General features: G+C 70.2%; 18 protein-coding genes. 16 read left to right on the forward strand and 2 right to left on the reverse strand.

Annotation, left to right across the window (positions count from 1 at the left end; all coding sequences use genetic code 11):
• Positions 1-51: 51 nt before the first annotated feature.
• The gene (locus AC1RLW_RS10420; protein WP_062470958.1) at positions 52-471 is read right to left on the reverse strand and encodes an organic hydroperoxide resistance protein; all 420 of its coding nucleotides are present in this window, start codon (positions 469-471) and stop codon (positions 52-54) included.
• A 193-nt stretch (positions 472-664) separates the two neighbouring features.
• Between AC1RLW_RS10420 and AC1RLW_RS10425 the strand changes: the two genes are divergently transcribed.
• Both AC1RLW_RS10425 and AC1RLW_RS10430 read left to right on the forward strand, forming a co-directional pair.
• Positions 665-1,405 carry a response regulator gene (locus tag AC1RLW_RS10425; RefSeq protein WP_062470956.1) on the forward strand — a complete coding sequence of 247 codons (741 nt, stop codon included), beginning with the start codon at positions 665-667 and terminating at the stop codon, positions 1,403-1,405.
• Positions 1,406-1,775: 370 nt separating this feature from the next.
• Entirely contained in the window at positions 1,776-2,798 is a 1,023-nt protein-coding gene (locus AC1RLW_RS10430; protein WP_493192973.1) for an alpha/beta fold hydrolase, read from the forward strand.
• Between the two features lie 14 nt (positions 2,799-2,812).
• Here AC1RLW_RS10430 and AC1RLW_RS10435 read toward each other — a convergent pair whose 3' ends face one another.
• The gene (locus AC1RLW_RS10435; RefSeq protein WP_493192974.1) at positions 2,813-3,724 is read right to left on the reverse strand and encodes a formate dehydrogenase accessory sulfurtransferase FdhD; all 912 of its coding nucleotides are present in this window, start codon (positions 3,722-3,724) and stop codon (positions 2,813-2,815) included.
• An 82-nt stretch (positions 3,725-3,806) separates the two neighbouring features.
• Here AC1RLW_RS10435 and AC1RLW_RS10440 point away from each other — a divergent pair, with 82 nt between their 5' ends.
• The 14 genes from AC1RLW_RS10440 (at position 3,807) to AC1RLW_RS10505 (ending at position 19,296) form a co-directional block, all read left to right on the forward strand.
• On the forward strand, positions 3,807-4,397 hold the full coding sequence (locus AC1RLW_RS10440; RefSeq protein WP_159275132.1) for a DUF3305 domain-containing protein: 591 nt from the start codon (positions 3,807-3,809) through the stop codon (positions 4,395-4,397).
• Positions 4,390-5,013 (forward strand): DUF3306 domain-containing protein, encoded by a 624-nt coding sequence (locus AC1RLW_RS10445; RefSeq protein WP_493192975.1) that lies wholly within the window; start codon positions 4,390-4,392, stop codon positions 5,011-5,013. Before AC1RLW_RS10440 ends, AC1RLW_RS10445 begins: the two co-directional genes overlap by 8 nt.
• On the forward strand, positions 4,973-7,051 hold the full coding sequence (locus AC1RLW_RS10450; protein ID WP_493193075.1) for a 4Fe-4S dicluster domain-containing protein: 2,079 nt from the start codon (positions 4,973-4,975) through the stop codon (positions 7,049-7,051). Before AC1RLW_RS10445 ends, AC1RLW_RS10450 begins: the two co-directional genes overlap by 41 nt.
• Positions 7,048-7,665: a TorD/DmsD family molecular chaperone gene (locus AC1RLW_RS10455; protein ID WP_493192976.1), complete on the forward strand. Its 618-nt coding sequence runs from the start codon at positions 7,048-7,050 to the stop codon at positions 7,663-7,665. Before AC1RLW_RS10450 ends, AC1RLW_RS10455 begins: the two co-directional genes overlap by 4 nt.
• 114 nt (positions 7,666-7,779) lie before the next feature.
• The gene (locus AC1RLW_RS10460) at positions 7,780-8,007 is read left to right on the forward strand and encodes a formate dehydrogenase (RefSeq protein WP_493192977.1); all 228 of its coding nucleotides are present in this window, start codon (positions 7,780-7,782) and stop codon (positions 8,005-8,007) included.
• A 9-nt stretch (positions 8,008-8,016) separates the two neighbouring features.
• Positions 8,017-10,992, forward strand: coding sequence for a formate dehydrogenase subunit alpha (locus AC1RLW_RS10465; RefSeq protein WP_159275129.1), 2,976 nt, complete (start codon positions 8,017-8,019; stop codon positions 10,990-10,992).
• 9 nt (positions 10,993-11,001) lie between these two features.
• A complete protein-coding gene (gene fdh3B, locus AC1RLW_RS10470; protein ID WP_062470938.1) occupies positions 11,002-11,622 on the forward strand; it encodes a formate dehydrogenase FDH3 subunit beta in 621 nt (206 codons plus the stop codon).
• A complete protein-coding gene (locus tag AC1RLW_RS10475) occupies positions 11,619-11,870 on the forward strand; it encodes a hypothetical protein (protein WP_082817975.1) in 252 nt (83 codons plus the stop codon). Before fdh3B ends, AC1RLW_RS10475 begins: the two co-directional genes overlap by 4 nt.
• A 12-nt stretch (positions 11,871-11,882) precedes the next feature.
• Positions 11,883-13,139 (forward strand): formate dehydrogenase subunit gamma, encoded by a 1,257-nt coding sequence (locus AC1RLW_RS10480; RefSeq protein WP_493192978.1) that lies wholly within the window; start codon positions 11,883-11,885, stop codon positions 13,137-13,139.
• Positions 13,136-13,525 (forward strand): hypothetical protein, encoded by a 390-nt coding sequence (locus tag AC1RLW_RS10485; RefSeq protein ID WP_095744480.1) that lies wholly within the window; start codon positions 13,136-13,138, stop codon positions 13,523-13,525. Before AC1RLW_RS10480 ends, AC1RLW_RS10485 begins: the two co-directional genes overlap by 4 nt.
• Positions 13,526-13,677: 152 nt before the next feature.
• On the forward strand, positions 13,678-14,931 hold the full coding sequence (locus AC1RLW_RS10490; RefSeq protein WP_493192979.1) for a molybdopterin molybdotransferase MoeA: 1,254 nt from the start codon (positions 13,678-13,680) through the stop codon (positions 14,929-14,931).
• Positions 14,928-16,847 (forward strand): molybdopterin biosynthesis protein, encoded by a 1,920-nt coding sequence (locus AC1RLW_RS10495; RefSeq protein WP_493192980.1) that lies wholly within the window; start codon positions 14,928-14,930, stop codon positions 16,845-16,847. Before AC1RLW_RS10490 ends, AC1RLW_RS10495 begins: the two co-directional genes overlap by 4 nt.
• 48 nt (positions 16,848-16,895) lie before the next feature.
• Positions 16,896-17,726, forward strand: a complete 831-nt coding sequence (locus AC1RLW_RS10500; RefSeq protein ID WP_492696440.1) for an ABC transporter substrate-binding protein — start codon at positions 16,896-16,898, stop codon at positions 17,724-17,726.
• Positions 17,727-17,802: 76 nt separating this feature from the next.
• A complete protein-coding gene (locus AC1RLW_RS10505; RefSeq protein WP_493192981.1) occupies positions 17,803-19,296 on the forward strand; it encodes an ABC transporter permease in 1,494 nt (497 codons plus the stop codon).
• The last annotated feature ends 194 nt before the right edge of the window (positions 19,297-19,490 follow it).

Raw genomic sequence — 19,490 nt, forward strand, 5'->3', positions numbered from 1 at the left:
GAACAGCTTCTTCGTCAGGCGGCGTGGCGATGCGTCATCGGCGCAGCGGGCTCACACCAGGTGGATGGCAACGTCGATGTTGCCTCGGGTCGCCTTGGAATAGGGGCAGGTCTGGTGCGCGGCCTCGGTGAGGGCCTGCGCCACCTCGCGGTCCAGGCCCGGCAGGCTCACGTTCAGGCGCGCCTGCAGGAAGTATTCGCCGCCGGCGGTGCCCAGGTCGACCTCGGCATCAACGGCCAGGTCGGGCGGCAGCGCGACCTTCATCTTGCCGGCCGCCTTGCCCATCGCGCCGATGAAGCAGGCCGACCAGCCGGCCGCGAACAGCTGCTCGGGGTTGGTGCCGGTGCCGGCGCTGCCGGGCGACGAGAGCTTGATGTCCAGGCGGCCATCGGAGCTGCGCGCCTCGCCGTCGCGGCCTCCCGAGGAGGTGTGGGTCTTGCCGGTGTAGAGGACTTTGTCGATGCGGGTCATGGGGGTTCCTTGAATGCAGGGTGGTTGGAAAACGCACGGATTGTTGGGCCGCCCGCCCCCTGCCGGATCGCCTTCTGTATGCCTGTGTATCTGGGCCGTACATCCACACACTACGTTTCCACGGCCACCCCCGGCGCGCCGCCGGAACGCTACATTGCGGCTGCGGCGCCGTGCCGCCAATGCCTCCCCTGCCATGACGCCCAAGACCTCCGACCACATCCTCATCGTCGACGACGACCGGGACATCCGCGAACTGCTCACCACCTACCTGGTGAAGAACGGCTTGCGCGTGGTCGCGGTGCCCACGGGGCGCCACATGCGCGCCGCGCTCGAGGCGTCGGGGCCCTTCGACCTGATCATCCTGGACCTGATGCTGCCCGGCGAAGACGGGCTCACGCTGTGCCGCGACCTGCGCACCGGCAAGTACAAGGCCACGCCCATCCTCATGCTGACCGCGCGCAGCGAGGAAGCCGACCGCATCCTGGGCCTGGAGATGGGCGCCGACGACTACCTGGCCAAGCCCTTTTCCGCGCGCGAGCTGCTGGCGCGCATCCGCGCCGTGATGCGGCGCACGCGCATGCTGCCGCCCAACATGGGCACCGTCGAGCCCTCGCAGAAGCTGGGGTTCGGCGAGTGGCAGGTCGACACCGTGGCGCGCCACCTGATCGACGACGCCGGCGTGATGGTGGCGCTCAGCGGCGCCGAGTACCGGCTGCTGCGCGTGTTCCTGGACCACCCGCAGAAGGTGCTCAGCCGCGACCAGCTGCTGAGCCTGACGCAGGGGCGCGAGGCCGAGCTTTTCGAGCGCTCCATCGACCTGCTCGTGAGCCGGCTGCGCCAGCGCCTGCGCGACGATGCGCGCGAGCCGCGCTACATCAAGACCGTGCGCAGCGAAGGCTACGTGCTCGCTTCGGCGGTCGAAGCGAGAGACTGACCGACGCCACGCTCTGGCACTGGGTCGGGTGGCGCAGCTCGTGCGCCAGCCCGCCCGCGAAGAACAGCAGCGCGAACCAGAGCTTCTTGAATCCGCGAGGACGCGTCATGGGGATTTCCTTCGGGCGATGAGTGGATGACGGGCGGATTGTTGGCCGCCCGTTGGCGGCGCAACGGGCATTGCGTATGCCTGTGTATCCCGGCTCGACATCGACACACCACGTTTCGTTGAGGCGGCCTCGCACGCCTGCGTTTGAAATTTAGTGTGGCCGGAACCGGCGCGGATACAGAGGCATACACAAGCCGATCGACAGGTGGATTCCCCGCCAAACAATCGCGCCGTCACCCCCTTCGCATCCCAGGAGATTTCCATGACCGCCTCCCCCTCGCTGCCACGCCGCGCGTTCCTCGGCAAGGCCGCACTCGGCCTCGCCGCCACGCAGCTCACGTCGATCGTTCCCGCCTTCGCCCAGTCCGCCAGCACAGGCAGCACCCGGCGCCTCGAACCCCTCAAAAGCATCGACGCCGGCAGCCTGCGCATCGGCTACTACGAGGCCGGCCCGGCCGACGGCGCGCCGGTGATCCTTCTGCACGGCTGGCCCTACGACATCCACATGTTCGTCGACGTCGCGCCGCAGCTGGCCGCCGCGGGCTTTCGCGTCATCGTGCCGTACCTGCGCGGCTACGGCACCACCCGCTTCCTGTCGACCGACACGCCGCGCAACGGGCAGCAGTCGGCGGTGGCCGTCGACATCATTGCGCTGATGGACGCGCTGAAGATCCCCGTCGCCACCGTGGCCGGCTGCGACTGGGGCGCGCGCACCGCGTGCATCATGGCCGCGCTGTGGCCCGAGCGCGTGAAGGCGCTGGTATCGGTCAGCGGCTACCTCATCGGCAGCCAGGAGACCGGCAAGGCGCCGCTGCCGCCGCAGGCCGAGCTGCAGTGGTGGTACCAGTACTACTTCGCGACCGAGCGCGGCCGCGCGGGCTACGAGAAGAACCGCCACGACTTCGCCAGACTCATCTGGCAGCTCGCCTCGCCGAAGTGGAACTTCGACGCCGCCACCTTCGAGCGCAGCGCCGTCGCCTTCGAGAACCCCGACCACGTGGCGATCACGGTGCACAACTACCGCTGGCGCCTCGGCCTGGCCGAGGGCGAGGCGAAGTACCAGGCGCTGGAGAACCGGCTCGCCCAGGCGCCGGTGATCGGCGTGCCGACCATCACGCTCGAAGGCGACGCCAACGGCGCGCCGCATCCGGAGCCCAGCGCGTATGCGAAGAAATTCTCGGGGCGCTACGAGCACCGGCTGGTCAGCGGCGGCATCGGCCACAACCTGCCGCAGGAGGCGCCCGAGGCGTTCGCGAAGGCGGTGATCGACGTGGCGCGCGGATAAGCCGCGCACGCCCCTCAGTCGGCAGTGAGCGCCTGCGCCAGCGGCTCGGCGTCGAAGCGCTCGAACCCGCAGTAGCACAGGAAGTGGCGGTTGGCCGCGCGGCCGAACAAGGTCATGCCGAGCTGGGTGGCCAGCTCGTGCCCCATCGCGGTGACGCCGTTGCGCGAGACGACGATCGGCACGCCCATGTGGGCCGACTTCATCACCATCTCGCTCGTCAGGCGGCCCGTGGTGTAGAAGACCTTGTCGCCGCCGTCGATGCCATGCACCGCCATCCAGCCAGCGATGGTGTCGATGGCGTTGTGCCGCCCGACGTCTTCCGCGAACACCAGCATCTCGGTGCCGCGGAACAGCGCGCACCCGTGCACCGATCCGGCATGCCGGTGCACGCTGTTGCGCGATTTCATCTGTTCGAGGATGCGCGCGAGCGTGCCCTGCGCGATGCGCGCCGACTGCGCCGCCGGCAGCCGCACGGCGCCGATCTGCGCCATGGCGTCGCCGAAGACGGTGCCTTGTCCGCAGCCCGTGGTCACGACCCGGTGCGCGGTTTTTTCGGCGAGGTTCGCGATGCCGCGGTGGGTCTTCACGGCGGCCGCCTCCACGCTCCAGTCGACGTCGATGCTCTCGACCTCGTCGGCGCGCCGCACGAGATCCTGGTTGAGCAGGTAGCCCAGCACCAGCAGCTCGGGCGCGGCGCCCAGGGTCATCAGCGTCACGAGCTCGCGCTTGTCGACGAAGACGGTCAACGGCCGCTCCGCCGGGATGTCGATGTCGCGGCGCTCGCCGTGCTGGTCGACGATCTCGATGCGGCGCAGCAACGGGCCGCGCGCCGGGTTCAGGCGCGGTGCGCCGGCGCGCCGGGGCAGCGGGACCGCATCGAAAGCCAGCGGTGTCTCGTCTTCTGCGTCGTCTTCACGTGGGGCCATGCGGAATCCTACGCCACCGCTGCGAGCGGAGCTCGAAGGGGTACTGCTCGCGAACGGGCGCGCCATCGGCTATGGTTCGTTCATGCCTTCTTCGGACACTCCCGCGACCGCGCCCACGGGCCGCCCGACGCTCGACGTCGCGGTGGTCATGCGCCGCGAACGCCTGCACGGCCCCTCGAGCCATTGGCAGCCCTGGCGCTGGACGCTCGACAGCGTGCTGCCCGACGAACCCGGCTTCGGCACCGAACCGCGCCTCTTGCGCGACGACGACGGCGAGCAGCACTGGCTGCACCCCGGCTTCCAGGTCGAGCTGTACCGCGACGAGGCCGAGGGCTACCACCTCAACGCGATCACGCCGACCCCGTGCTGGTTCGTGCTGTGGCGCATGGACGAGGAACCGACGCTTTCCACGGAACCCATTCCGCGGCCGGTCGTGGTCACGCTCAGCTACTACGAGGCCGGGCGCTGGCTCGATGCGCAGGAAACCGTGGAGCAGGTGCCGGCGCCGGCGGAGGTGGTCGACTGGGTGCGCGCCTTCGTCGACGAGCACTACGTGGTCGAGCCCAAGCGCCGCCGCCGGCCCGAGAGCTTCCGCTCGCTGGTCGACCGCTTCGGCAACGCCGCGAGCGTGACGACCGAAAAAAAACGCGGACGGGGTGCGGGCGATGTCTGAAGGTTTCCTGGGACGCTGGTCGCGTCGCAAGCAGGAAGTGCGCGCGGCCGAGGCTGCCGTGGAAGAAAAGACCCTGCCGGCGGTGGAACCCGTTGCGGCGCCAGCGCCAGTGCCAGCCCCCGCCGCGCTCGCCGAGCCCCCCGCCGCCGAAGGCGAGCAGGACACCGCGCCGCCGCTGACGCTCGCGGATGTGGACGCGCTGGACATCGGGTCCGACTTCAAGCCCTTCCTCACGAAGCAGGTCGCGCCCGAGGTCAAGAACGCGGCCTTCCGCAAGCTCTTTGCCGATCCGCATTTCAATGTGATGGACGGCCTGGACACCTACGTCGACGACTACTCCCAGTCCACCCCCGTGCCCGAGAGCGTGCTGCGCCAGATGGCCAGCGCCAAGTTCCTCAAGCTCTTCGACGAAGCCCCCGAAGACATTCCCCCGGAAACCCCCGACGACGCCGAAACGTCGGACGTGGCACAGTCCCAGGGTTCCGAAACGCTTCCCAGCCCGCCGGTTGCCGCGATGCAACCCGCCAGCCAAGAAACCGATGACCACCACGCTGATTTGCGACTGCAACCAGACGATGCCGCTCGAGCCGAAGACGCTCGGCGCGGCACTGGCTGAAACCCTCCCGCTGCATTCGTCGCTGTGCCGCCGCGAGGCGACCTCCTTCCAGCGCGCCATCCAGTCCGGCGACGACGTCGTGGTGGCCTGCACCCAGGAAAAACGGCTGTTCGGCGAGCTCGCCACGCAGACGCCCAACGCCACCTCGCCGATCCGCTTCATCAACATCCGCGAGACGGGCGGCTGGAGCCGCGACGCGAAAAGCGCGATGCCGAAGATCGCCGCGCTGCTGGCCGCCGCCAGCCTGCCCGAGCCCGATCCCGTCTCGACCGTGACCTACACCAGCCAGGGCCGGCTGCTGATCATCGGCGCGCTCGACGCGGCCGAGCGCGCCGCGGCGCTGGTCGGCGACACGCTCGACGTGACCTTGCTCGCGCAGGGCCCCGGTGCAGACGGTGGCGCCCAGGCGCGCCGCTGGCCGGTGATCGCCGGGCGCATCGATTCGCTCACCGGCTGGCTCGGCGCCTTCACGCTGCGCTGGACGCGCGACAACGCGATCGACCTCGACCTGTGCACCCGCTGCAACGCCTGCGTGGTCGCCTGCCCCGAGCAGGCCATCGGGCTGGACTACCAGATCGACAACGCGCGCTGCACCTCGCACCGCGACTGCGAGCGCGCCTGCAGCGTGGCCGGCGCCATCAACTTCAGCCGCGCGCCGCAGGCGCTCGACGCGGCCTTCGACCTCGTGCTCGACCTTGGCGCCGCGCCGCAGATCGACTGGCACGCGCCGCCGCAGGGCTACTTCCACCTGCCCGGCGGCGTCGCGCAGGCCGAGGGCCTGCAGACGCTGCTGCGCCTGCGCGAGCTGGTGGGCGAATTCGAGAAGCCCAAATTCTTCGACTACAAGCAGAAGCTGTGCGCCCACAGCCGCAACGAGGTGGTCGGCTGCAACGCCTGCGTCGAGGTGTGCTCGGCCCACGCCGTGAGCAGCGACCCGCAGCGCCAGCGCATCGTGGTCAACCCGAACCTGTGCGTCGGCTGCGGCGCCTGCACCACGGTGTGCCCGACGGGTGCGCTGGGCTACACCTACCCGCGCGCGCCCGACCAGGGGCTCAAGCTGCGCAAGCTGCTCAGCACCTATGCCTCGGCGGGCGGGCGCGATGCGGCGCTGCTGCTGCACAGCCAGGAAGGCGGCCAGGCGCTGCTCGAACAGCTCGGGCGGCAGGCGCAACTCGGCAAGGCCCAGGGCGTGCCGGCGCGCGTGATGCCGGTCGACCTCTTTCATGCGGCCAGCACCGGCATCGACCTGTGGCTGAGCGCCGTCGCCTTCGGCGCCTCGCAGGTCGCGGTGCTGTGCACCGGCGAAGAGGCGCCGCAGTACCTCGCGGCGCTCAAGCAGCAGCGGGACGTCGCGCAGGCGCTGCTGCTCGGCCTGGGCTACACCGGCACGCACTTCCACGTGATCGAGGCCGACTCGCCCGCCGCGCTGGACGCCGCGCTGGCCGGCCTGCGCACGACCACGCAGCGCGTGCCGGCCACGGCGGCGCGCTTCGCCGTCGGCGCCGACAAGCGCGACCGGCTCGAGATGGCGCTGGACCATCTGATGGGTGCGGCCCCGGCTCTGCAGGCGCCCGCCGAGGCCCCGCTGGCGTTCGCGCTGCCGGCCGGCTCGCCGCTGGGCGCCGTCGCGGTCGACAAGGACAAGTGCACGCTGTGCCTGGCCTGCGTCAGCGCCTGCCCGTCGGGCGCGCTGCTGGACAGCCAGAGCGCGCCGCAGCTGCGCTTCATCGAGAAGAACTGCGTGCAATGCGGCCTGTGCGAAACCACCTGCCCCGAGGACGCCGTCTCGCTCGTGCCGCGCCTGCTGGCCGCGCCCGAGCGCAAGCAGCAGGTGCTGCTGAACGAGGCCAAGCCCTGGGCCTGCATCCGCTGCAGCAAGCCCTTCGGCACGCAAAAAGCCATCGAGGCCATGCTCGGCAAGCTGGCCGGGCATGCCATGTTCCAGGGCGAAGCGCTGGAGCGCCTCAAGATGTGCAGCGACTGCCGCGTCATCGACCTGTACAGCGCCACCAACGAAGTGAAGATCGCCCCGCTATGAGCCAGACCTTTCCCGCCACTTCCGCGCTCGACGAGGAGGTGGCCCGGGCCGAGCTCTACGGCCTGCTCGCGCGCCTGTGGTACGCCGCGCCCGATGCCGAATTGCTGGCCGCCTTCCAGGTCGCGCCCACCGAGGCGCCGGCCGCGGGCGCCTTCCTGGAAGAACCATGGCGCCAGCTGGTCGGCATCGCGCGCAACACCGACGCGGCCGCCGCGCACGAGGAATACGACGCGCTCTTCGGCGGCATCGGCAAGCCCGAGGTCTTCCTGTTCGGCTCGCACTACCTGAGCGGCTTTCTCAACGACAAGCCGCTCGTGCAGCTGCGCCACGACCTCGACAAGCTGGGCCTGGCGCGCACCGAGACCACCTACGAAACCGAGGACCACATCGCCTGCCTGTTCGAGGTCATGCGCTACCTGATCGCCGGCGAGGACGTGGCGGTGGCCAACCTCACGCAGCAGCAGGCGATGTTCTCCAGACACGTCCAGCCGTGGCTGCCCGCCTTGTGCGATGCTGTGTTGCAGCATCCGACAGCGCGGTTCTACGCGGCGCTCGCCGCCTTCACGCGCGCGTTCGGCGACGTCGAGGCGCAGGCCTTCGACATGCTGGACTGAAGCGAACGAATGCGAGGGGTATTCAGGTTGCTCACACCTTGTTGCTGGTCTAGTATCCACAAGGCCGACCGGGTTTCCCCTCTCTCGTCGCGCCCAGCCACTCCTGGAGTCAATATGCAGGACAGCCAAAACACCGGCATCAAGCCGGCCTCCCGTCGCGGATTCTTTCTCGGTGCCGCCACCGCCGGCGCCGCCGCGGTCGCCGTCACCGCGCTGCCGAAGGTGGCGACCGAAGCGCCCGTCGCCGCCGCCACGCCTTCCCTGCCGCCCCCGCCCGAAAACGGCGGCGGCTATTCCCTGAGCGAACACGTCAAGCGTTACTACGCCACCACGTCAGCCTGAGGAGACCCCGTGCTTCTGACCAGAAAATCCCCAGGCACCGCGAGCCCGCGGGCCTCCGACGCATCGCCCTTCGTTCACAGTTTGCGGCGCGGCCTCGCGAACGCCCTGCCGACCATGGACCGGCGCGCCTTCCTGCGGCGCTCCGGCCTCGGTGTCGGCGTGGGCCTGGCGGCCAGCCAGCTCACGCTGATCCAGAAGGCCAAGGCCGCCGACGGCCGGCCCACGGCCATCGGCGCCGGCAAGATCGAAGTGAAGCGCACCGTGTGCTCGCACTGCTCGGTCGGCTGCGCGTCCGACGCGGTGGTCGAGAACGGCGTGTGGGTGCGCCAGGAACCGGTGTTCGACTCGCCCATCAACCTGGGCGCGCACTGCGCCAAGGGCGCGGCGCTGCGCGAGCACGGCCACGGCGAGTACCGCCTGCGCTACCCGATGAAGCTCGTGAACGGCAAGTACGAGCGCATCAGCTGGGACACCGCGCTCGACGAAATCACCGCCAAGCTGAAGGAACTCACCAAGGCCAGCGGCCCCGACGCGATCTACTGGATCGGCTCGAGCAAGCACAGCAACGAGCAGGCCTACCTGCTGCGCAAGTTCGTGAGCTTCTTCGGCAGCAACAACTGCGACCACCAGGCGCGCATCTGCCACTCGACCACGGTCGCGGGCGTGGCGAACACATGGGGCTACGGCGCCATGACCAATTCGTACAACGACATGCGCAACGCGAAGATCGCGATGTACATCGGCTCGAACGCGGCCGAGGCGCACCCCGTGAGCATGCTGCACATGCTGCATGCCAAGGAAAACGGCTGCAAGATGATCGTGGTCGACCCGCGCTTCACGCGCACGGCGGCCAAGGCCCACGAGTACGTGCGCATCCGCTCGGGCTCGGACATCGCGTTCCTGTTCGGCATCCTGCACCACATCTTCAAGAACGGCTGGGAAGACAAGCGCTACCTCAACGACCGCGTCTACGGCATGGAAGAAGTGCGCGCGGAAGTCATGAGCAAGTGGACGCCGGACAAGGTCGAGGAGGCCTGCGGCGTGAGCGAGGCGCAGGTGCTGAAGGTCGCGACCATGCTGCACGAGCACCGCCCCGGCACCGTGGTGTGGTGCATGGGCCAGACGCAGCACAGCATCGGCAACGCCATCGTGCGGGCCTCGTGCATCCTGCAGCTGGCGCTGGGCAACGTGGGCACCTCGGGCGGCGGCACCAACATCTTCCGCGGCCACGACAACGTGCAGGGCGCGACCGATGTCGGCCCCAACCCCGATTCGCTGCCGGGCTACTACGGCCTGGTCGAAGGCTCGTGGAAGCACTTCGCCGCCACCTGGGGCGTGGACTTCGAATGGATCAAGGGCCGCTTCGCCTCGCCCGCGATGATGAGCAAGCCGGGCATCACGGTCTCGCGCTGGATCGACGGCGTGCTCGAGAAGAACGAGCTCATCGACCAGGACTCGAACCTGCGCGGCGTCTTCTACTGGGGCCATGCGCCCAACTCGCAGACGCGCGGCCTCGAGATGAAGCGGGCCATGGACAAGCTGGACCTGCTGGTCGTGGTCGACCCGTACCCCTCGGCCACGGCCGCCATGGCCGCGATGCCGGGCCGGCCCGAGGACGCCAACGCGAACCGCGCGGTGTACCTGCTGCCCGCGTGCACGCAGTTCGAGACCAGCGGCTCGGTGACAGCGTCGAACCGCTCGATCCAGTGGCGCGAGAAGGTCATCGAGCCGCTGTGGGAAAGCCGCACCGACCACATGATCATGCAGCAGTTCGCCGACCGCCTGGGCTTCGGCAAGGAGCTCAGCAAGAACTACAAGATGCAGAAGGTCAAGGGCATGGACGAGCCCGTGCCCGACGACATCCTGCGCGAGATCAACAAGTGCTGCTGGGCCGTCGGCTACTCGGGCCAGAGCCCCGAGCGGCTGCAGGCGCACATGCGCAACATGGCCGCCTTCGACGTGCGCACGCTGCGGGCCAAGGGGGCGGTCAAGGACAAGGTCAACGGCTACGACATCTCGGGCGACTACTTCGGCCTGCCCTGGCCCTGCTACGGCACGCCCGAGCTCAAGCACCCCGGCTCGCCGAACCTGTACGACCCGTCCAAGCACGTGATGGACGGCGGCGGCAACTTCCGCGCGAACTTCGGCGTGGAGCGCAACGGCAAGAACCTGCTGGCCGAGGACGGCTCCCACTCGCTGGGCGCCGACATCACCACCGGCTACCCCGAGCTCGATCACCTGCTGCTCAAGAAGCTCGGCTGGTGGGACGAACTCACCGAGGCCGAGAAGCCCAAGGCCGAAGGCAAGAACTGGAAGACCGACAGCTCGGGCGGCATGATCCGCGTGTTCATGAAGAACCACGGCTGCCACCCCTTCGGCAACGCCAAGGCGCGCGCGGTGGTGTGGAACTTCCCCGACGCGATCCCGCAGCACCGCGAGCCGATCTACGGCACGCGCCCCGACCTCGTCGCCAAGTACCCGACGCACGACGACAAGATGGCCTTCTGGCGCATGCCCACGCTCTACAAGACGGTGCAGCAGAAGAACATCGCCGACAAGATCGCCGAGAAGTTCCCCTACATCATGACCTCGGGACGGCTCGTGGAGTACGAGGGCGGCGGCGAGGAAACGCGCTCCAACCCCTGGCTGGCCGAGCTGCAGCAGGAGATGTTCATCGAGATCAACCCGAAGGTGGCGGCCGAGAAGAACATCCGCAACGGAGAGCGCGCCTGGGTGCACACGCCCACGGGCGCCAAGCTCAACGTGCAGGCCCTGGTGACCGAGCGCGTGGGGCCCGACACGGTGTTCATGCCCTTCCACTTCTCGGGCCGCTGGCAGGGCGAAGACCTGCTGGCCTACTACCCGAAGGGCGCGGCGCCCATCGTGCGCGGCGAGGCCATCAACACCGCCACCACCTACGGCTACGACAGCGTCACCATGATGCAAGAGACCAAGACCACGGTCTGCAACATCGAGAAAGCATAAGGAATCACCATGGCAAGAATGAAATTCGTCTGCGATTCCGAGCGCTGCATCGAGTGCAACGGCTGCGTCACGGCCTGCAAGAACGAGAACGAGGTGCCCTGGGGCGTGAACCGCCGCCGCGTGGTCACGCTCAATGACGGCCTGCCGGGCGAGAAATCGATCTCGGTGGCCTGCATGCACTGCTCCGACGCGCCCTGCATGGCGGTGTGCCCCGTGCAATGCTTCTACCGCACCGACGAAGGCGTGGTGCTGCACGACAAGGACGTGTGCATCGGCTGCGGCTACTGCTCGTACGCCTGCCCCTTCGGCGCGCCGCAGTTCCCCTCGCAGGGCACCTTCGGTGCGCGCGGCAAGATGGACAAATGCACCTTCTGCGCCGGTGGCCCCGAAGCCAACGGCTCCGAAGCCGAGTTCGAGAAGTACGGCCGCAACCGCCTGGCCGAAGGCAAGCTGCCGGCCTGCGCCGAGATGTGCTCGACCAAGGCCCTGCTGGCCGGCGACGGCGACGTGGTGGCCGACATCTTCCGCACCCGCGTCGTGCACCGCGGCACGGGCGCCGAGGTCTGGGGCTGGGGCACGGCCTACGGCTCGCAGCAGGCCGGCACGCCGCCCACCGGAGGCACCAAGTGAAGCGCGCGGTCGTGATGCTCGTCGCGCTCGCCTCGGGCGCGATGCTGCTGGCGGCCTGCAGCGAAAAGCCGCAGACGAACGCCGAGGGCGTCAAGCACGACGCGGTGCCCTGGAGCGGCACGGGCACGCAGGCCAACACCGGCACCGCCTTCACCGCGCCCGGCTGGAAGGTGGGCGACAAGACGGCGTGGGAGCAGCAGATCAAGACGCGCTCCAACGGCCAGAACGAGTACACCCGAGAAAACTGAACCGGAGGCCGCATGAGCGTCACCATTCGCACCAGGCACGCGTTCCACGCGCTGCTGGCGACCGCGCTCCTGGGCTGGGCGGCGGTGGCGCCGGCCCAGGAGGCCACCCCGGCCGCGAGCGGCGCCGTGACCGCATCGCCCGCCCCTGCTTCGCCTGCCGCAGCGGCGGCTGCAGCACCGAAGGCCGAGGGCGGCATCCGCAGCCAGAACATCTTCGACGTCAAGCCCGAGGCCAGCGCCGACCCCAACTACCTCAACCAGACCAACGGCGAGCGCAACAAGGTGCAGCCCGGCAACAACGCGCCGATGTGGCGCCAGGTGAGCGGCGGCGTCACCGGCTACAGCAGCCTGCCGGTGAGCCAGGCGCCCGAGGCCGGCAACCTGATCCAGCGCTTCGTGCAGTACCCAGGTTCGCGCTTCACCAACGCGGGCGAGGCCTGGCGGCAGGTGCGCAACGACTGGATCATTCCGTACGGCGCGGCGCTGCTCTTCGTGACGCTGCTGGCGCTGGCCATCTTCTATTTCACGCGCGGGCCGATCCGCCTGCACGGCACCGAAACCGGCCGCAAGATCGAGCGCTTCACGCCCTTCGAGCGCGCCACGCACTGGTCGAACGCGCTGGCCTTCGTCACGCTCGCGATCTCGGGCATCGTGATGGCCTTCGGCAAGTTCTTCCTGCTGCCGGTGCTGGGCAGCGCGCTGTTCGGCTGGCTCGCCTACGTACTCAAGACCGTGCACAACTTCGTGGGGCCGCTGTTCGTGGTGACCACGCTGTTCATGATCTTCACCTTCATCCGCAGCAACTGGCCGAGCAAGGACGACTTCACCTGGCTGCGGCACGGCGGCGGCCTGTTCGGCGGCAAGGAGCCCGCGTCGCACCGCTTCAACGCCGGCGAGAAGGCGGTGTTCTGGGGCGGCGTGCTGTTCCTGGGCAGCATCGTCATCGCCTCGGGCCTGTTCCTGGACAAGCTGCTGCCCGGCTTCGTCTACACGCGCGGCGAGATGCAGGTCGCGCACATGGTGCACGCGGTGGCCACGCTGCTCATGATGGCGATGATCATGGGCCACATCTACATCGGCACGCTGGGCATGGACGGCGCCTACAAGGCGATGCGCGAAGGCTATGTCGACGAGGCCTGGGCGCGCGAGCACCACAAGCTCTGGTACGACGACATCCAGGCCGGCAAGATCCCCGCGCAGCGCTCGCAACCGGCCGGCGCATCCGAGCCCGCACGGCCGGCGACGGCGCAGCAAGGAACCTCCGCATGAAGCACACGCTGACCCTTCTCCTGTGCGCACTCGCTGCGACCTCCGCTGTCGCCAAGCTCCCCCCGCCCACGCCGGAAGCGCAGGCCAAGGCCGCCGAGGCCGCGGCCCGCACCGCGTGGAGCGCCAAGACCGACGGCTACCTGCTGTGCAAGTCACAGGACCAGGTCGCCGCCAAGTACCGCGCGAGCGCGCAGGCCGCCGGCAAGCCGGCACCGGCTGCGGTGGCCACACCGCCCTGTGTGGACCCGGGGCCTTACGCCGCCGCCCCCAAGGTTGAAACCAAGCCCATCGAAGCATCGGGCGCCCACTCCCCGGCCCCCACGGCCGCGTCGCCGCCGAGTTCGAACCAGACCTCGGCGCAGACGAATCCCGCACCCAAGAAGTAAGCCGACGGCGCACCGCGCGTGCGCGGACGCGGCTGAAGAAAAAACGACCGCAAATGGCCCGCCGGCAAGGTCCGGGACGGCCGCCCTTGCGCATGGCTGTCGGGTGCCATGCCCGACCACGCCGGCGACCTCCAACTTCTATACTGGCCCCGATGCCCACACCCGAACGAACTGCCTCGACCGATGTGCGTATGCGCGGCTTCACGCAGCGCGCCGAGGTGCCCACCGCCCTCGCCTGGATCGACGCCCACACGCCCTTGCTGCCCGGTGAATCCGTGGCCGTCGACGAGGCCACGGGGCGGGTGCTGCTGCAGGAGGTGATCGCGCCCATCGCGGTGCCCGAGTTCGACCGCGCGGCCATGGACGGCTATGCGCTGCGCGGCGGCGAGACGACGGGGGCCGGCGAATACAACCCGCTCGAATTTCCGATCGCGGGCCACGCCTGGCCCGGCCGCCCCTTCGACGGCGAGGTGCCCGCGGGCGCCGCCATCCGCATCATGACCGGCGCCCCGGTGCCGCGCGGGCTCGATGCCGTGGTACCCGCCGAGTACGCAAGCGAGCAGGACGGGCGCCTGGCCATCACGCGCGCCGTCGCGCCGGGCCAGCACGTGGGCCACGTCGGCGAGGACATCGCGCGCGGCAGCACCGCGCTGGCCACGGGCCGCCGCCTGCGCCCGCAGGACGCGGGGCTGGTGGCCTCGCTCGGCCTGGCGCAGTTGCAGGTGGTGCGCCGCCCGCGCGTGCGGCTGCTCGTCACCGGCAACGAGGTGCGCGCACCCGGCACGCCCAAGGGCCCGAGCGAGATCTACGACGCCAACTCCGTGACCTTGCGCGGCCTCGTGGCGCGCGACGGCGGCCTGCTCGAGTCGCACCAGCGCCTGGGCGACGACCCGCAAATCATCGCGCAGGCACTGGCTGCGCCCGGCGCCGACGTGGTGCTCATTTCCGGCGGCTCCAGCGTGGGCGCCGAGGACCACGCGCCGCGCCTGCTGGCCGAGCTCGGCGAGCTGGCGATCCACGGCATCGCGATGCGGCCCTCCAGCCCGGCCGGCATGGGGCGCATCGGCGAGACGCTGGTGTTCCTGCTGCCGGGCAACCCGGTCTCCTGCCTGTGCGCCTACGACTTCTTTGCCGGGCGCGCGATCCGCCTGCTCGGCGGCCGGCCCGCCGACTGGCCCTACCCGCGCACGCGCGCCACCGTGGCGCGCAAGATCGTCTCGCAGGTGGGGCGCGTCGACTACGTGCGCGTGAAGATCGGCGCCGATGGCGTGGAGCCGCTCGCGCTCTCGGGCGCCTCGGTGCTGAGTTCGACCACGCGCGCCGACGGCTTCGTGATCGCCCCCGCCGAAAGCGAAGGCTTCGGGCCCGGGACCGACGTCACTGTTCATCTGTACGAGTGCCTGTGAAAGCCCAATCGCAATTTCTCGATGTCGTCACGCGGGACGAGGCCGAGCGCCGCTTCCGCGAACACCTGAGCCTCGCGCCCCTGGGCCGCGAGACCGTTCCCCTGCACGCGGCGCTGGGCCGGGTGCTTGCCGACGACGCGGTTGCCGCCATCGACGTGCCCGGCTTCGACCGCTCCAACGTCGACGGCTTTGCCGTGCAGGCCGCCGACACCTGGGGCGCGATGGAAGAACAGGTCCGCGCGCTCGCCCTCGTGGGCGAGACGCTGGCACCCGGCATCGTGCCGCAGCGCGAAGTGACGCCCGGCCACGCCACGGCGATCGCCACCGGCGGCATGCTGCCGCGCGGTGCCGATGCGGTGGTGATGATCGAACACACCGACCTCGACAACGGCAACCTGCAGGTGCGCCGCGCCGCCACGGCCGGCGAGAACGTGAGCTACGCCGGCACCGACATCGCGCGCGGCGAGACCGTGCTGCGTGCCGGCCAGGTGCTGAGCTCGCGCGAGATCGGCGTGCTCGCGGCGCTGGGCCTGGCCGAGGTCGGCGTGTGGCGCAAGCCGCGCGTCGCCATCTTCTCCACCGGCAACGAGATCGTCGCGCCCGGTGCGCCGCTGCCCACGGGCGCGGTGTACGACTCCAACGCCGCCATCATCGGCGCCGCGGTCGAGGAACTGGGCGGCGAGCCGGTGCGCCTGGGCGTGATCCCCGACGACGAGGCCCTGCTGTCGGCCGCGCTCGCGCGGGGCCTCGCATGCGATGCGGTGGTCTTCTCGGGCGGCACGTCCAAGGGCGAAGGCGACCTGTCGTACCGCGTGGTGGCCGCTCTGGGCGACCCGGGCGTGGTGGCGCACGGCGTGGCGCTCAAGCCCGGCAAGCCGGTGTGCCTGGCCGTCACGGGCGGCAAGCCGGTCGTGATCCTGCCGGGCTTTCCGACCTCGGCGGTCTTCACCTTCCACGAGTTCCTCGCGCCCGTGATCCGCGCCTTCGCAGGCCGGCCGCCGCAGCGGCACGCGCACGTGGCGGCCACGCTGCCGATGCGCGTGAACTCCGAGCGCGGCCGCACCGAGTACCTGCTGGTGGGCCTGGTGCCCACCGACGATGGCGTGGCCGCCTACCCGATGGGCAAGGGCTCGGGCTCGGTCACCACCTTCAGCAGCGCCGACGGCTTCATCACCATCGGCCAGCACACCGAGATCGTCGATGCCGGCGCCCCCGTGCAGGTGCAGCTGCTGGGCCAGGGGCTGGACGCCGCGGACCTGATCTTCATCGGCAGCCATTGCGTGGGCCTGGACTGGCTGGCCGGCGAGCTGATGCGCCAGGGCATCCGCATCAAGGCCATGAACGTGGGCAGCACGGGCGGGCTGATGGCCGCCCGGCGCGGCGAATGCGACGTGGCCGGCATCCACCTGATGGACCCGGCGACGGGCGTCTACAACCGGCCGCTGCTCACGCCGGGCCTCGAACTGGTGACGGGCTACGGCCGCATGCAGGGCGTGGTCCATCGCCCCGGCGACGCGCGCTTCGAGGGCTTGGACGCCGCCGCGGCCATCGCCGCCGCGACCGCGCAGCCCGGCTGCACCATGGTCAACCGCAACGCCGGCAGCGGCACGCGCATCCTCATCGACCGCCTGCTCGGCGGCGCACAACCGCCCGGCTACGGCGTGCAGACCAAGTCGCACAACGCGGTGGCGGTGGCCGTGGCGCAGCAGCGCGCCGACTGGGGCCTGGCCATCGACACGGTCGCGCGGCAGTACGGGCTGGGCTTCATTCCCGTGCAGGAGGAACGCTACGACTTCGTGGTGCCCCAGGCACGGCTTGCGCGCGCGCCGGTGCAGACCTTCATTGCGCTGCTGCAATCGGCCGCGGCGCGCGAAGCGCTGGGCCGGCTCGGCTTTCGCGTCGATGCCGCCGCCTGATGGCCGAACCGCTTCTTTCTTTCACTCTCGAGGACTGACACGATGACGATGGCTTCGCGCAGACGCTTCACCCTTCTCGCCCTCGCCGGTGCGCTTGCTGGTGCGCTGCTCGCGCCGATGGCGCACGCACAGGACAAGTTCATCGTGCTGGCCTCGACCACCTCGACGGAACAGTCGGGCCTGTTCAAGCACCTGCTGCCGCAGTTCACCAAAGCATCGGGCACCGAGGTGCGCGTGGTGGCGGTGGGCACGGGCCAGGCACTGGACATGGCGCGCCGCGGCGACGCCGACGCGCTGTTCGTGCACGACCAGCCCGCCGAAGAGAAGTTCGTCGCCGAAGGCTTCGGCCTGCCGCGCCGCCCGGTCATGTACAACGACTTCGTGCTGATCGGGCCCAAGTCCGACCCGGCCGGCGTGCGCGGCAACGACATCGCGGCAGCCCTCAAGCGGCTGGGCACCACGGGCGGCGCCTTCGTCTCGCGCGGCGACAAGAGCGGCACGCATGCCGCCGAGCTGCGCCAGTGGAAGCTGGCCGGCATCGACCTGGCCGCCGCCAAGCCGGCCGGCTACAAGGAATGCGGCTGCGGCATGGGCCAGGCGCTCAACATCGCGGCCTCGACCAATGCCTATGTGCTGTCCGACCGCGGCACCTGGCTCAACTTCAAGAACCGCGCCGACCTGGGCATCGTGGTCGAGGGTGACAAGCAGCTGTTCAACCAGTACGGCGTGATCGTCGTGAACCCGGCCAGGCACCCGCACGTGAAGAAGGACCTGGCGCAAGGCTTCTCCGACTGGGTCGTGTCGCGCGACGGGCAGGCCGCCATTGCCGCGTACAAGATCGGCGGCGAACAGCTCTTCTTCCCGAACGCGGGCCAGTGAACGGCGCGCCGGTCGATGACGGAGCCGGGCTGCGCAATGCGCACGGCCTCGCGCTGGCGATGAAAGCCGTCTTTCGATGAACACCGTGACCGAAGGCTGGGCGCTGGCCTGGCGCCTCATCACCGGCGCCGACCCCGAACTCGTGCGCATCACGGCGCTCTCGCTGCAGGTGAGCGCCACGGCCTGCCTGATCGGCGCGCTGTTCGGCCTGCTGCTGGGCGCCTGGCTCGCGGTGGCGCGGTTCCCGGGGCATGCGCTGGCCGTGTGGCTGGTGAACACGCTGCTCGCCCTGCCCGCCGTGGTCGTGGGCTTGCTGGTGTACCTGCTGCTCTCGCGCTCGGGGCCGCTGGGCGAACTGGGCATTCTTTTCACACCGTCGGCGATGGTGGTGGCGCAGAGCGTGCTCGTCACGCCGCTGATCGCCGCGCTGTCGCGCCGGCTCGTGATGGCGGCGCTGGCCGACGGCGGCGACCAGCTGCGCTCGCTGGGCGCCGGGCCGCTGGCCACCGCCCTGCTGATGCTGGTGCACGACCGGATGGGCGTGGCCACCGTGCTGCTCACGGCCTTCGCGCGGGCCATCGCCGAGGTCGGCGCCGTGATGATCGTCGGCGGCAACATCGCCGGCGTCACGCGCGTGATGACCACCACCATCGCGCTGGAGACCAGCAAGGGCGACCTCGCGCTGGCCCTGGCGCTGGGCATCGTGCTGCTGGCGGTGGTCGGCGCAGTCAACGGTGCCATCGGGCTGCTGCAATGGCTGGCCACGCGTCCGCTGAACACCGCCCCGCCGGCGAAGCCGCGCGCGATGCGCCGCGCGCTCGCCCCGCACACGCCGGCCGTGGCCGGCACGGTGCCGCTGATCCGGCTCGAGTGCGCCACGGTGCGCTTCGGCGCGCTGGTCGCGCTGGACGAGGCCTCGCTGACCCTGCACCGGGGCGACCGGCTCGTGCTCGTGGGCGCCAACGGCTCGGGCAAGACCACGCTGCTGCGGCTGCTGCACGGTCTGCTGCCCTGCGAAGGGCGCTGCGAGCGCCTGCCGCTGCGCCCCGAAGGCCGCCTGCCGCGCGCGGCCATGCTGTTCCAGCGCCCCTTCCTGCTGAGCCTCTCGGTCTGGCGCAACGTGTGGGTGGGCCTGTGGCTGGCGGGCGTGCCGGCCGCCGAGCGCAGCGAGCGCTGCGGCCTGGCGCTGGCGCGCGTGGGCCTGCTCGAACATGCCGAGCGCTCGGCGCGTTCGCTGTCGGGCGGCCAGCAACAGCGCCTGGGCCTGGCGCGCGCCTGGGCGCTGCAGCCGGACATCCTGTTCCTGGACGAGCCCACGGCCAGCCTGGACCCCGGTGCCAAGAACGAGATCGAGGCCCTCATCGAAGAGGTCGCCCACAGCGGCGTGACGATCGTGATGAGCACGCACAACCTCGGGCAGGCCAAGCGCCTGGCCACGCGCGTGGCCTACCTGCACGCGGGGCACATCGTGGTCGAGCGGCCCGTGGCGAGCTTCTTCGATTCGGACGACCTGCCGCCCGAGGCCGCCCAGTTCCTGCAGGGCGAGCTGGGCTGGTACCGTCAGCCCTAGCGCCGGCGGGCTGGTCGGCGGTTCCGCGCCCCTCGCCTTCGCTTACACGGCATCCCGATCCAGCGAGGCAAAATACCGCGATGGAAATCACTGTCGCGGTCTCGCTGCCGACACGCCTTCCTTCCGGGTCTGGGCGCGGCCACTTCCTTCGCCTGCACAGAGACCTCACCGACCGGCTGCGAACGCACGACCGC

The sequence above is a fragment of the Variovorax sp. GW822-FHT04A09 genome, from assembly GCF_058801005.1.